The sequence below is a fragment of the Corynebacterium sp. AOP12-C2-36 genome, from assembly GCF_052379185.1.
GTDB lineage: Bacteria > Actinomycetota > Actinomycetes > Mycobacteriales > Mycobacteriaceae > Corynebacterium.
Genome location: NZ_JBQSYJ010000002.1, coordinates 1 through 13,549, shown reverse-complemented (window position 1 = coordinate 13,549; position 13,549 = coordinate 1). Strand labels below are relative to the sequence as shown.

Annotated in this window: 11 protein-coding genes and 1 pseudogene; 9 read left to right on the top strand and 3 right to left on the bottom strand. The window is 72.0% G+C overall.

Translation table 11 applies throughout. The annotated features are described in order from the left end of the window. Nucleotides 1-19: 19 nt before the first annotated feature. The 5 genes and pseudogenes from ACT3UN_RS01430 to ACT3UN_RS01410 all read left to right on the top strand — a co-directional run bounded on the left by ACT3UN_RS01430 (nucleotide 20) and on the right by ACT3UN_RS01410 (nucleotide 7,225). A complete protein-coding gene (locus tag ACT3UN_RS01430) occupies nucleotides 20-1,021 on the top strand; it encodes an ABC transporter permease (RefSeq protein WP_444655866.1) in 1,002 nt (333 codons plus the stop codon). Then, complete coding sequence (locus tag ACT3UN_RS01425; RefSeq protein ID WP_441579192.1) at nucleotides 1,018-1,938, top strand: ABC transporter permease; 921 nt, start codon at nucleotides 1,018-1,020, stop codon at nucleotides 1,936-1,938. The genes ACT3UN_RS01430 and ACT3UN_RS01425 overlap by 4 nt, the downstream gene beginning before the upstream one ends. A gap of 27 nt (nucleotides 1,939-1,965) precedes the next feature. Continuing rightward, a complete protein-coding gene (locus tag ACT3UN_RS01420) occupies nucleotides 1,966-3,585 on the top strand; it encodes a dipeptide ABC transporter ATP-binding protein (protein ID WP_444655864.1) in 1,620 nt (539 codons plus the stop codon). Continuing rightward, a pseudogene (locus ACT3UN_RS01415) lies at nucleotides 3,585-5,921 on the top strand (sulfatase-like hydrolase/transferase). The gene ACT3UN_RS01420 and the pseudogene ACT3UN_RS01415 overlap by 1 nt, the downstream one beginning before the upstream one ends. 335 nt (nucleotides 5,922-6,256) lie before the next feature. Further along, nucleotides 6,257-7,225 (top strand): TauD/TfdA dioxygenase family protein, encoded by a 969-nt coding sequence (locus ACT3UN_RS01410; RefSeq protein WP_444655862.1) that lies wholly within the window; start codon nucleotides 6,257-6,259, stop codon nucleotides 7,223-7,225. A gap of 28 nt (nucleotides 7,226-7,253) precedes the next feature. Here the strand turns inward: ACT3UN_RS01410 and ACT3UN_RS01405 are convergent, their stop codons facing one another. Together ACT3UN_RS01405 and ACT3UN_RS01400 are read right to left on the bottom strand one after the other, a co-directional pair. Next, nucleotides 7,254-7,988, bottom strand: a complete 735-nt coding sequence (locus ACT3UN_RS01405; protein WP_444655860.1) for an HAD family hydrolase — start codon at nucleotides 7,986-7,988, stop codon at nucleotides 7,254-7,256. Continuing rightward, nucleotides 7,985-8,755 carry a GntR family transcriptional regulator gene (locus ACT3UN_RS01400; RefSeq protein WP_301444020.1) on the bottom strand — a complete coding sequence of 257 codons (771 nt, stop codon included), beginning with the start codon at nucleotides 8,753-8,755 and terminating at the stop codon, nucleotides 7,985-7,987. The genes ACT3UN_RS01405 and ACT3UN_RS01400 overlap by 4 nt, the downstream gene beginning before the upstream one ends. Before the next feature lie 157 nt (nucleotides 8,756-8,912). Here ACT3UN_RS01400 and ACT3UN_RS01395 point away from each other — a divergent pair, with 157 nt between their 5' ends. The 4 genes from ACT3UN_RS01395 to phnE are packed head-to-tail and all read left to right on the top strand — an operon-like array spanning nucleotide 8,913 to nucleotide 12,602. After that, entirely contained in the window at nucleotides 8,913-10,037 is a 1,125-nt protein-coding gene (locus tag ACT3UN_RS01395) for a TIGR03364 family FAD-dependent oxidoreductase (protein WP_444655858.1), read from the top strand. 11 nt (nucleotides 10,038-10,048) lie between these two features. Continuing rightward, complete coding sequence (locus tag ACT3UN_RS01390; protein WP_444655856.1) at nucleotides 10,049-10,963, top strand: phosphate/phosphite/phosphonate ABC transporter substrate-binding protein; 915 nt, start codon at nucleotides 10,049-10,051, stop codon at nucleotides 10,961-10,963. After that, nucleotides 10,960-11,745 carry a phosphonate ABC transporter ATP-binding protein gene (locus ACT3UN_RS01385; RefSeq protein WP_444655854.1) on the top strand — a complete coding sequence of 262 codons (786 nt, stop codon included), beginning with the start codon at nucleotides 10,960-10,962 and terminating at the stop codon, nucleotides 11,743-11,745. Before ACT3UN_RS01390 ends, ACT3UN_RS01385 begins: the two co-directional genes overlap by 4 nt. After that, nucleotides 11,742-12,602 (top strand): phosphonate ABC transporter, permease protein PhnE, encoded by an 861-nt coding sequence (gene phnE / locus ACT3UN_RS01380; RefSeq protein WP_444655852.1) that lies wholly within the window; start codon nucleotides 11,742-11,744, stop codon nucleotides 12,600-12,602. The genes ACT3UN_RS01385 and phnE overlap by 4 nt, the downstream gene beginning before the upstream one ends. 28 nt (nucleotides 12,603-12,630) lie before the next feature. Here phnE and aqpZ read toward each other — a convergent pair whose 3' ends face one another. Then, nucleotides 12,631-13,407, bottom strand: coding sequence for an aquaporin Z (aqpZ, locus tag ACT3UN_RS01375; protein WP_301444281.1), 777 nt, complete (start codon nucleotides 13,405-13,407; stop codon nucleotides 12,631-12,633). Between the last annotated feature and the right edge of the window lie 142 nt (nucleotides 13,408-13,549).

Here is a 13,549-nt window from a genome sequence, read left to right as displayed (position 1 = left end):
CCCCGTGAGGAACCCCACCGTGACAACCGCAACCACGACTCCGACCAGAACCCGCCCGACCGTCCTGCCCTTCCTCCTGCGCCGCCTGCCCTCCGCCATCGCCGTCGTCGCCGCCGGGTCCGTGGTGGTCTTCGCCCTGCTCCGGCTGATCCCCGGCGACCCGGCCGAGGCCCTCGCGGGGTCCGACGCCCCGCCGGAGGCCGTCGCCGCCCTGCGCGACGGCCTCGGGCTGACCGCCTCCCCCGTCAGCCAGTACCTCTCCTGGATCGGCTCCCTGCTGACCCTGCACCCGGGGCGCTCGCTGGTCATCGGCGGCGACATCGCCACCCTCGTCGGGGAGGCCGCAGGACGCACCCTGCTGCTCACCACCACCGCCGTCCTGCTGGCCGTCGTCCTCGCCCTGGTGGTCAGCGTCGGCGCCGAACTCGTCGACCGACGGTGGGCGCGCTCCGCCGCTACCGCCTTCGCCACCCTCGGCGTGGCCCTGCCGACGTTCGTCACCGGTGCGCTGGCGATCATCGTCTTCGGCGTGGTGTTCGTCGTGCTGCCCGCCGGCGGCGTGCCGCGCGAGGGGCTGCTCGACCGCCCCGACATCACCGCCCAGTACCTCCTGCTGCCCGCCGTGTGCCTGGCGTTGCCGTCCGCGGCGGCGCTGACCCGCTTCCTCGACGAGTCGGTGCGCACCGAACTCGGCCAGCCCTACGCCACCACCGCCCGCGCCCTGGGCATCCCGCGGCGGCGCATCCTGCTCACCCAGGTCCTGCCCAACGCCCTGCCCCCGGCGGTCACCGTGCTGGGCCTGCAGATCGGCCAGCTGCTCGGCGGCGCGGTGATCGTCGAGGCCCTGTTCGCCTGGCCCGGCCTGGGCCACCTCATCCACCAGGCCGTGGCCGTGCGCGACTACCCGGTGGTGCAGGTCCTGCTGCTGCTCTCCGTGGTGCTGTTCGTGGTGATCCAGCTGGTCACCGACCTGATCCACGCCAACCTCGACCCCCGCATCCGACTGGAGGGCGCACGATGACCGTCACCCCGACCACCACGCTCAACCGCCCCGACCTCACGCCGGACGACCCGGCACTCGCGCGCCGCACCAGCCGTGCCGGACGTGCCGACCGTCCCCTCCTGCGCGCGCTCACGCACGGCCGCGGACTCGTCGGCGTGCTCCTGACCGGCGCCGTGGTGCTCGCCGGGCTGCTCGCCCCGCTGATCGCCCCGTACGCCCCCGACGAGCAGATCCCCGGCGCGAACCTGCTCGGCCCGTCCTCCGCGCACTGGTTCGGCACGGACACCGCCAACCAGGACATCCTCTCGCGCACCCTGTACGGCATCCGGGTGAACCTGCTGATCATCGTGCTCGCCGTCCCGCTGGGTGCGGCGACGGGCACGCTGGCCGGCCTCGCCGGCGCGCAGTGGGCCCGGCGTCGACCCTGGGCGGACACGGTGCTGCAGCGTTCCTTCGACCTGGTGCTGGCGTTCCCCACGATCATCCTGGCCATCGCGCTGACGATGGTGCTGGGCCCTGGGCTGACCACCGTGTTCATCGTGGTCGCCCTGGCGGAGGTGCCGGTCTTCGGGCGTCTGGCCCGCTCGGTGGCGCTGTCCGTGCGCGAGCGTGGCTACGTGGAGTCCGCCCGGACCGCGGGCGCCTCGGAGACGTGGATCCTGCGCCACCACGTGCTGCCGAACAGTCTGGAGCCGCTGGTCGTGCAGCTGGCGTTGGCGATGTCGGTGGGCGTGTTCATCGAGGGTGCGATGAGTTTCCTCGGCCTGGGCGTGGTCCCGCCGACCCCGTCGCTGGGCACGTTGATCCAGGAGGGCGTGGCCTACGCCTACCACGCGCCCTTCTTCGCCGTCGGCCCCTTGGCCGTGGTCGTGGTGCTCATCCTCGGCCTGCTGCTCATCTCCCGGGCGCTGTCCGGCGCCACCCGCAACCCCTGACGTCCTGAAATGTCCCGAAAGGCGACCATGAACAACTCCCCCGTCCTCTCCGTCCGTGACCTGTCCATCTCCTTCTCCCACCCGCGTCCGGCGGTGGTCTCGGTGTCCTTCGACCTGGGCCGTGGCGAACTGCTCGCCCTGGTCGGCGAGTCCGGCTCGGGCAAGTCGATGACCGCGCGTGCGGTGCTGGGCCTGCTGCCCGCCGGCGCCCGGGCGTCCGGCTCGGTGACGCTCGACGGCACCGAGATCCTCAACGCCGACGAGTCCGACCTGCTGGCCGTGCGCGGCGCGAGGGTGGGCCTGGTCTTCCAGGAGCCGCAGTCCGCGCTGAACCCGGTGCGCACCGTCGGCTGGCAGCTCGCCGAGGCGATCACCGCGCACACGCAGGGCCGGAAACAGGGCCGAAAACACGGCAGGACGCAGCGGGCCGCCGTGCGGCGCCGCGCCGTGGAGCTGCTCGAGACCGTCGAGATCCCCGACGCCGCCGCCCGGCTCGACGCCTACCCGCACCAGCTCTCCGGCGGGCAGCGTCAACGCGTGGCCATCGCCCTGGCGCTCGCCGGAGAGCCGGACGTCCTGCTCGCCGACGAGCCGACGACCGCGCTGGACGTCACCGTGCAGGCCGGGATCCTCACCCTGCTCGACCGGCTGCGCGAGACCCGCGGGCTGAGCGTCCTGCTGATCACCCACGACATGGGCGTGGTCGCCGAGCACGCCGACCGGGTGGTGGTGCTGCGCCACGGCGAGGTCGTGGAACAGGGCCCCACCCGCCGCATCATCGACGCCCCGCGCGAGCCCTACACCCGCGCGCTCATCGCCGCGGTCCCCCGCTTCGCCGCAGGACGCCCCGACGCCGGCACGTCCGGCACGTCCGGTGCGTCCGGTACGTCCGGCGCAGTGCCGCCGGCGGCGGCGGTGCAGGACGTCACCGTGGTCTACGACCCCCGGGCGTCCTCCCCCGCACTCGACGCGGTGACGCTGTCCGTGGCCCCCGGGGCCACGCTCGGGCTGGTCGGCGAGTCCGGTTCCGGCAAGTCCACCCTGGGCCGTGTGATCGCCGGGATCCAGCAGCCCACCGGCGGCACGGTGACCACGGACGCGCTCGTCGCCGTGGTGCCGCAGGACCCGGCGTCCTCCCTGGACCCGCGCCACAGCGTGGGGTGGAGCGTGCGCGAGCCACTGGACATCCACCGGGTCGGCACGCGGGCCGCCCGGCGCGACCGCGTCGAGGAACTGCTGCGCGCCGTGCACCTGCCGCCCGGGACCGCCGAGCGTCACCCGGCCGAGCTCTCCGGCGGGCAACGTCAGCGCGTGGCGATCGCCCGCGCCCTGGCGCTGGACCCGACGCTGGTCATCGCCGACGAACCGACCAGTGCGCTGGACGTCAGCGTGCAGGCGGAGGTGATCGGGCTGCTGCGCGAGACCCAGCGTCGCCTCGGGTTCGCCATGGTGTTCATCAGCCACGACCTGGCGGTGGTCTCACAGGTCAGCGACACCGTCGCCGTGCTGCGCCGCGGCCGGCTGGTCGAGTACGGCGACACCGACGCCGTGTTCGCCCACCCGGACGCCGACTACACCCGTGAGCTGCTGGCGGCCGTGCCATCCATCGGCGACGCCCGCGTGCGGCCCGCGACGGTGGGTGCGTGATGGGAGCACCAGCAAACGCCCGCGGCTACGAGCACTTCGACGGCCGCGTGGGACGCACCCTGTCCGACTCCGAACCGTCCTGGCCTGCGGAGAACCGCGCCGCACCCGGGGCACCGAACGTGGTCGTCGTGCTCGTCGACGACATGGGCTACTCCGACATCGGCCCCTTCGGCTCCGAGATCCCCACCCCGAACCTCGACCGCCTCGCCGACGAGGGACGCGTGCTTACCAACTACCACACCACCCCGGTGTGCTCCCCGGCGCGCGCGGCGGTGCTGACCGGGCTGAACCCGCACCGGGCGGGCTTCGCCCACGTCGCCAACTCCGACCCCGGCTTCCCCGGCGTCCGCCTGGAACTCGGCGACGACGTGGCCACGCTCCCGGAGATCCTGCGCGACGCCGGCTACGCCACCCTCGGCGTGGGCAAGTGGCACCTCACCCGCGACGCCCTGCTGAACGCCGCGGCGGACCAGTCGTCCTGGCCGGTGCAGCGCGGCTTCGACCACTACTACGGCTCCATGGAGGCGCTGAACTCCTTCTTCCACCCCAACCAGCTGGTGCGCGACAACACCGTCGTCCAGCACGAGCAGACCCCGGACGGCTACTACCTCACCGACGACTACACCGAGGAGGCGTTGGGCTCGATCAAGGCGCTGCGCGCCTCGGACGCGGACAAACCCTTCCTCCTCTACTTCGCGCACACCGCCATGCACGGCCCGCTGGGGGCGAAGGACTCCGACATCGGGAACCACCGCGGACGCTACGACGTGGGCTGGGACCGCGTCCGGCAGGACCGTCACGCCCGGCAGGTCGAGCTCGGCGTGATCCCGGCCGGCACGCCGCTGCCCGAACGCGAGGGCAAGCTCGGCCGCGAGATCCCCGCCTGGGACTCCCTCGACGAGGAGACCAGGTCGATCTACGCGCGCTACCAGGAGGTCTACGCCGCGATGGTCGACTCGGTGGACCAGAGCCTCGGCCGCGTCCTCGACCTGCTCGACGAGCTGGGCGAACGCGACAACACCATCGTGGTGTTCACCTCCGACAACGGCGGCACCGCCGAGGGCGGGCCGGAGGGCACACGCTCCTACTTCAGCCGCTTCGCCCACGTCGCCGGGCTGCCGTCCGACTGGGACGGCGACGTGGACGTCGACCCGTCCTTCATCGGCGGGCCGCGCTCGATGGCGCACTACCCGGAGGGCTGGGGGCACGCGTCGAACACGCCCTTCCGGTTCTACAAGGGGCAGACCTACGCCGGCGGCGTACGGGTGCCGCTGCTGGTGTCGTGGCCGGGAGGCCTGGGACGCTCCGACGGTGCCGCACTGCGCGACCAGTACCAGTACGTCACCGACCTGACCCCCACCATCCTCGACCTCGCCGGCGTGGCCCACCCGGGCACCCGCGGCGGGCGTCCGGCGAAGACGCCGGACGGCGTGAGCTTCGCCCCGGTGCTGCGCGACGCCGCGCACCCGTCCACCCACCCGGAGCAGTACGCCGAACTCGGCGGCAACCGCGGCTACTACGCCGACGGCTGGAAGATCGTCGCCGACCACCGCCCCGGCACCTCCTTCGACGACGGCGAATGGGAACTCTACGACGTGGCGTCCGACCCCAACGAGCTCTACGACGTGGCCGCCGGACACCCGGACGTGCTGCGCGACCTCGCCGCACGCTAGGAGAAGGCCGCGTGGGAGAACACGGTCTTCCCGCTCAACGACCACAGCGACCCGCGTGCGTCGCTGCGCCGTCCCGCCGAGACCCGCCTGTCGGCCCCGGTGACGCTGCTGCCCGGCACCCCGAAACTCGAGCGCTACCGCTCCTCGGCGCTGACCCAGCTGCGCTCCTTCGAGGTGGTCATCGACGTGACGTACACGCCGGGGGACGCCGGGGTGCTGGTCGCCCACGGCGACCAGGGCGGCGGGTACGTGGTCTACGTCGACGGCGGGTCCGGCGAGGTGCGCCTGGCGGTCAACGAGTACGGGCGGCTGCACGAGGTCGCCGCCGGCGTCCTGCGGGAGGGACGCCGGAGCGTCCTGCTGCGCTCGACGGCGCTGCCCGACTTCCGCACGACGTGGACGCTGGAGGCGGAGCGCAGCGCGTCCGGCACGTCCGGCACGTTGGCGGGGTTGTGGGCGTTCGTGGGCATGGCACCGTTCAGCGGCATCGACGTGGGCGTGAACCGTGGCGGGCCGGTGCACTGGGGACTCTACGAGGCGCACGGCTCCCACCGGTACAGCGGTGACCTGCACTCGGTGCGCTACGTGCCCGGCGAACGCGCACCGTACAGCCCCGCCGTCCTCGCCGAGCTGGCGCGCGACGCCGCCGACGCCTTCGACTGAGCCGCCCAGCCGGTCGACGGGGCGCAGGCCGTTGCGCGCACCGCGGCGAGGCGGGGACGCGGTGCCAGGGGGTACCAAGTTGGACCTGGGAGCGTTGAGTTCGCCGACTCAACGCTCCCAGGTCCAACTTGGTACCCCTCATGTCCGGGGAGAGGGGCGAAGATCGAGCGTGGGATGCCTGAACACGGTGATTCAGACATCCCACGCTCGATTTCGGCCCCCGGCACTTCCGTTCAGGGTGAGGCGAAGGCTGGCCGCGCGTGGTGGCGCTTCCGTAGCGTACCGGAATAGACAGAGCAGTCTATTCGAGTCCACCACGGAAAGAAGGAACCACCATGACCAGTACGCTCACCGCACCCACCGAGAACGCAGAAGCCGTCCGGGACGCCGCACCCGTCCCGTCCGTTACCCGCCTCGGCCAGAACATCGGCGCCCGGGTCGACGGCATCCGGCTCGGCGGCGACATCACCGACGACGAGGTCGAGTTCATCCGCACCGCCCTGGCCACCCACAAGGCCGTGGTCTTCCGGGACCAGAACCTCACCGACGAGTCCCAGTACGCCTTCGCCCAACGACTCGGCACGCCCACCCAGGCGCACCCCACCGTGCACTCCACCGGCCTGGAACGTCTCACGCTCGAGGGCGCGGCGAACTCCTGGCACACCGACGTGACCTTCGTCGACCGCATCCCGAAGATCTCGATCCTGCGCGCCATCGACCTGCCTCCCTACGGCGGGGCGACGATCTGGGCGAACACCACCGCCGCCTACAAGGCACTGCCCGAACCCCTGCGCATCCTCGCCGACAACCTCTGGGCCACGCACTCCAACGAGTACGACTACGCCGCCGGCCACCAGTCCGAGGACGACTCCGAGCACCGCCGCGAGTTCACCCGCAACGTCTTCGAGACCGAGCACCCGGTCGTCCACGTCCACCCGGAGACCGGCGAGCTTTCCCTGCTGCTGGGCCACTTCGTGAAGGGCTTCACCGGGCTGAAGCCCCGCGAGTTCCAGGACCTCTTCTCCGCCTTCCAGGACCGCATCACCAAGGAGGACAACACCTTCCGCTGGAACTGGAACGACGGCGACGTGGTGCTCTGGGACAACCACGCCACCCAGCACTACGGGGTGAAGGACTTCGGCGACCACCACCGCAAGATCCGGCGCGTGACGCTGGCCGGCGCGGTGCCGACCGCGGTCGGCGGCGAGAGGTCACGCATCATCACCGGCGACGCCACGGACTTCTCCGTCATCGACGAACCGCGCCCGCTGGTCGGTTACCTCGGCGACGCCGCCGACCTCTGACCCCACACCCCTGCACCCCTCAAACCCCTCAGTGACCGGCGGGCACCTCGTGCAGCGCCGGGATGTCGGCGAGACTGTCGAGGATCAGCGCGTGGGGTTCGGCGGCGAGCACCGCCCGGTCCACCGAGCCGGTCAGCACGCCGACGCCGCGCACCCCCGCGTTCGCCGCAGCGCGCAGGTCAGCCACGGTGTCGCCGACGGAGACCACGTCGTCGACCGAGGTCACGCCGGTGATCTCCATGGCGTGGTGGATCAGGTACGGTGCCGGACGCCCCGCGGCGACCGTGTCCGAGGTGACCAGGGCGTCCACCACGAAGCCGGACGCGCCGGCGTCCCCGGCGTCCTGCGCTGCGTCCCGCGCGCGGTCGCGGACGCTCCAGCCGCAGGCGGAGAGCACGATGTCGGCGATGGGGCGCTGGAAACCGGTGGTCAGCGCGATGCCCGCGCCGTCCTCCCGCAGCCGTGACAGGGCCTCCTCCACTCCATCAATCGGACGCGGCGGGTGCGCGGCGTACTCGCGGCGCAGCCCCTCCATGAAGTCGGCGAAGACGGCGTCCACCACGGCGTCGTCCACGTCGGCCACGTCCCCCGCACCGCCGAGCAGCGTGGCGATCGCGGAGCGCTTCTCCGTCCCCTTCACGGCGTTGACCTGCGCGGCGGTGACGGACACGCCGCGTCGTTCCACGCACTCGCGCAGCTGACGGTAGACGATGCCGTCCTCGTTGACGGTGGTTCCGGCGATGTCGCAGACGATGAGGGTCATGATGCGGTCCTGTCGTGGGTGGGGAGTCGGGAGAGCCCGGCGGCGCCGGAACGGGTGTTGACCACGGTGAACGCGGCGCGGTCGGGGAGGTAGCGGTCGTCGGCGATCTCGAGCAGGCGTCCGCGCGGGTCGCTGGTGCGCCGCTGCACCCGCAGCAGCGGGGCGCCGGACGCCACGCCGAGGTGCGCGGCGTCGACGTCCGGGGCGGCGAGGGCGTCGATCCGGTTCTCCGCGCGGTAGAGCTCGACGCCGGCGTCGGTGAGGTGCTCGTAGATGGAGCCGGCGTCGGTGTCGAAGTCGAAGAGGTGGCGTCCGACGTCCGGCGGGAAGACCGCGCGTTCCAGCATCGCCGGCTCGCCGTCCATGCTGCGCAGGCGCAGGACCTCCACCACGCGTGTGCCGGGCTCCAGGCCGAAGGCCTCCGTGACCTCGTCGGTGCCGGGACGTTGGGCCAGTTCCAGGGTGCGCTGCCCGGCGACCGCGCCGAGGGAGCGGCACCACTCGGTGAAGGACAGCAGGGTGGTGAAGCTCTGCGAGCTGGCCGGGGACTGCACGATGGAGCGTCGGCCCTGCCCGCCGGAGATCAGCCCCTCGGTGCGCAGCGCGGTGACGGCCTGGCGCACGGGGCTGCGCGAGGAGTTGAAGCGGCGGCACAGCTCGGCCTCGCTGGGGATCGCGTCGCCGGGGCGGAGTTCACCGGAGGTGATCATCTCGCGCAGGTAGTCCTGAAGTTGTACGTGCAGGTTCGGCGCGGGGTCGGGTTTCATGTCCACGGATACTAGCAGCATCCACCTGGTGTTTGTCTGCTCCGCCAGCGGAACAGCACGCCAACATGTGCTGAACGTGCCGTGAACACGTGAACTGTTCATGAACTTGTCCGTACAAGTGTGGACAGGTCGGCGGACCCGCCCCACAATGAGCACCATGACCTACACCGCCGACCTCATCGTCGTGGGCTCCGGGATCCTCGGCCTCGCCACCTCCTGGCGCGCCCACCGCCAGGGCCTCACCGTCCACGTCATCGACCGCTCCGACCGACCCGTCGGCGCCTCCGTCCAGAACTTCGGCCACGCCTGCTTCACCGCGCAGGACGACACCCTCCAGGACCTCGCCGCCACCTCCGCCGCCGGCTGGACGGCGGCCGCCGCCGACGCCGGCTTCCGCGCCACCCGCCCCGGCACCGTCCTTCCCGCCGTCACCGGGGCGGAGATGCAGGTCCTGAGGGAGTTCCACGCCCACCGCGGCGCGCAGGACGTCCGGCTCATCGACCGTGAGGAGGTCCGTGCCCGCCTCGGCAACCCGCACCTGGCCTGCCTCGGCGGCGCGCACCTGCCGCGCGACATGCGCGTCGACCCGCGCGAGGCCGCCCCCGCCCTCGCCCAGTACCTCGCCGGACGCGGCGTCCGCTTCATCTGGCGCACCTTCGTGCACACCGTCGCCGACGGCGAGGTCCACACCAGCCGCGGCACCTTCCGCGCCCCCCGCGTGGTCGTCTGCCCCGGCAACGACGTCAACGACATCTTCCCCGAGCTCGTCACCGACAGGCAGATCCGCACCTGCACGCTCACCATGGCGCTCATCGACCGGCCCGCAGGCACGCCGGACGACCTGGCGATGCTCACCGGCACCTCCATGACCCGCTACGACGGCATCGCCGCGATGCCCGGGGTGGACGCCCTGCGCGCCGAACTCGCCGCCCGCGAGCCCGCCCTCACCGAGGCCGTCGCCAACGTCATGGCCACCGCCGTGCCCGGCGGCATCCTCGTCGGCGACTCCCACGACTACGACGACAGCCCCGAACCCTTCATCGACGCCGCCCAGTCCCAGCTCCTGCTCGACCGCACCACCGCCTACCTGGGCATCAACGAGCCGGTGGTGCGCCAACGCTGGCAGGGCCGCTACGCCGACTCCCCCACCACCAACCTCGTCCTGCACCACCCGGACGAGCGCACCACCGTCGCCGTCGTCACCTCCGGCATCGGCATGACCCTGTCCTTCGGCCTCGCCGAGCGCATCCTCGGCGGCGCGCCCGTCCCCGCGGCGCTGTGAAGGGCCACCTGATGCCCACCACCGCGCACCGCGCGGCGCTCGCCGCGTCCTGCGCCGTCCTGCTCGCCGCGGCCACCGCCTGCGCGCCCGGCGGGCACGGACCCGACGACCCCACCTGCCCCAACGGCAAGATCGCCTTCGGCATCGAACCCTACGAGGCGCCCGACAAACTCGAACCCGCCTACCAGGTCATCGCCGACGACCTCGGCGAGACGCTCGACTGCGAGGTCGACGTGCAGATCGTCGAGGACTACTCCGCCGAGGTGCTGGCCATGCGCAACGGCTCGCTCACCCTCGGCCAGTTCGGCCCCCTGGGCTACGTCTTCGCCGACCGCATCGCCGACGCCGAACCCGTGGTCTCCTTCGGCGACGCCGGCGGCGAACTCTCCACCTACACCGCCGGCATCTGGGTCGCCGAGGACTCCCCCGTGAAGACCGTCGAGGACCTGCGCGGACGCCAGCTCGCCCTCGGCGGCGTGGGCTCCACCTCCGGCGACGCACTGCCCCGCATGGCCGTCTCCGACGCCGGGCTCACCGAGGACGACCTCACCATGGACTACGCCGGCGGCCACCCCGAGGCCCTGCTCGCGCTGAAGAACGGTGCGGTCGACGCCGCCCAGATCAACTCCCAGACCGTCGGCAGCGCCAGCGCCGAGGGCACCTTCGACCCGGACGACTTCCGGCAGATCTGGTCGTCCGACCCCATCCCCAACGACCCGATCACCATCGCCGGCGACGCCAACCCGGAACTCAAGGAGAACCTGCGCGAGGCGCTGACCAGCCTGGACCCCGAGACCCTCACCGCCGTCGCCGGATTCCTGGACATCGACCCGCCCGGCCCGCTCGTCGCGGTGGCCAAGGACGACTACCGCTCCCTCTTCCACCTCGCCGACGAGCTCGGCATGACCCCCGAGGACGTCGAATGACCCCCACCGACACCAGCACCCCACCCGACGTCGCCGCCGACCGGCTCGTGCGCGTCACCCACATCTCCAAGAGCTTCGGCGACAACCACGTCCTGCACGACGTCTCGCTGGACGCCCACCGCGGCGAGACCGTCGCCCTGCTCGGCGCCAACGGCAGCGGCAAGTCCACCGCCCTGCGCATCATCGCCGGCCTGGAGACCCACGGCCGCGGCGAGGTGTCCGTGCCTTCCGGCGTGGGCACGGCCATGATCTTCCAGAAGGTCCACCTCGTGCCCCGGCGCAGCGTGCTCGACAACGTCTGCGCCGGCGGCCTGGCCCACGTCCCGCGCTGGCGCGGACTGAGCACCCTGACCTTCCCCACCGCCCTGCGCGAGGAGGCGATGGGCTGCCTGCGGCGCGTGGGCCTGGCCGACCGCGCCCACGACCGGGCCGGCTCGCTGTCCGGCGGGCAGCAGCAACGCGTGGCCGTCGCCCGCGCCCTGTGCCAGCGCGCCACGGTGATCCTCGCCGACGAACCGACCTCCGCCCTCGACCCCACCGCCGCCCACCAGGTCATGGCCCTGCTGCGCGACATCGCCCGCAGCGCCGGCATCACCTGCGTGTGCGTGGTCCACCAGCCCGAACTCGCCCTGGACTACTGCGACACCGTCGTCGGACTGCGCCGGGGGCGCGTCGCCTTCAACCGTCCCGCCGCGCAGACCGACCTGGCGACCATCTCACGGCTCTACGCCACCGACACCACCGACACCGCCGCCACCGACACGACAGAGGCCCCCGCATGACCGTCACCTCCCCGCCCCCGTCCGCCCCCTCCTCCCCGTCCCCCGCGTCCCCCGCGCTCGTCGCGCCGTCCCCCGTCCCGCCGCGCGACACCCGCCGCAGGACGCTCACCTGGGCCGCGGCGCTCGCCGCCCTCGTCGCCGTGCACTGGATCGCGGTGGACAGCACCGAGTTCTACCTCGAACGGCTCGTCGCCGGCTGGTCGAACATCGTCGACTTCTTCGTCGAGGCCGTGCCCCCGGACCTCTCCTGGGACCCCGTGGTGCTCCCCGGCCTGCAGGGCCTGCTCACCACCCTGTGGATCGGCCTGCTCGGCACGACCTTCTCCATCCCCTTCGCCTTCGTGCTCGCCATGGGTGCCGCGCGCACCGTGACGTCCAACCGGGCGGTCTACCAGGCGTGCCGCAGCGTCCTGTCCTTCCTGCGCGCGGTCCCGGACATAGTCTTCGCCCTGATCCTCGTCACCGCCGTGGGCCTGGGGCCCTTCGCCGGCGTGATGGCGCTGATCCTGCACAACACCGGGGTGATGGGGAAACTCTGGGCCGAGGCCGTCGAGGAGACCGACCAGGGGCCGCAGACCGCGCTACGCACCGCCGGGGCGTCCCGCCTGCAGCCGATCGCGCACGCCACCCTGCCGATGTCCCTGCCCCAGCTCACCGGCCTGCTGCTCTACCGCTTCGACGTGAACGTGCGCAGCTCCCTGGTGCTCGGACTCGTCGGCGCCGGCGGCATCGGGCTGCTGATCAACCGGTCGATCAAGACCTTCCAGTTCGACGAGATGTTCACCTACATCATCATGGTGCTCGTCCTGGTGGTCGTCGTCGACCAGTTCTCCGCCTGGCTCCGCCGGCGACTGTAGCTGCTGTGACTGCTACCGCCGGAACGGATCAGGCACCCGCGCCGACGCGGGCCTCCTCCTCGGCGTGCTCGTCGTCCTCGTCACCGGTGAGGAAGGCGTAGCTCACGCCCGCGATCGCCGCACCCACCAGCGGTGCGAGGATGAACAGCCACACCTGGCCGAGCGCATCGCCGCCGGCGAACCACGCCACACCCAACGAACGGGCCGGGTTCACCGAGGTGTTGGACACCGGGATCGAGATCAGGTGGATCAGCGTGAGCGTGAGACCGATCGCCAACGGGGCGAAACCGGCCGGGGCCTTCTTCGAGGTCACCCCGAGGATCACCCAGAGGAACACGGCGGTGAGCACGACCTCGGTGACCAGCACCGCGAGCATCGAGTAGCCGTCCGGCGAGAACTCGCCGTAACCGTTCGTCGCGAACCCGGAACCGCTGGCGCTGAAGCCGTCCTTCCCGTCGGCGATGACCCACAGGACGCCGCCGGCGACGGTGGCGCCGACGACCTGCGTGACCCAGTACGGCACCACGGCGGACCACTCGACGCGCTTGGCGACCGCGCAGCCCAGGGTGACGGCCGGGTTGAAGTGGCCGCCGGAGATGTGGCCGACGGCGTAGGCCGCGGTCACCACGGTCAGGCCGAAGGCGAGTGCGACACCGACGAAGCCGATGCCCATGTTGATCGTGCTGCCCGACTCGTCGGAGAGGACCTTCGCGGCGAGCACGGCGGAACCGCAGCCGCCGAAGACGAGCCAGAAGGTGCCGAGGAACTCGGCCCAGAGGCGCTTGGACATGGGAGGGGTGGGCATGGTGACTCCTTTTTTCAGTTGTGGGACCGGTGTCGGTCGGTAGTTCTACTAACTAACACCGTGCCCAGGGGAAAAGGAATACCCGGCATCAATATTTCTCGTGGGCCAGAGGTGTTGCTACTGGCTTGCCCGACGCAGCGGA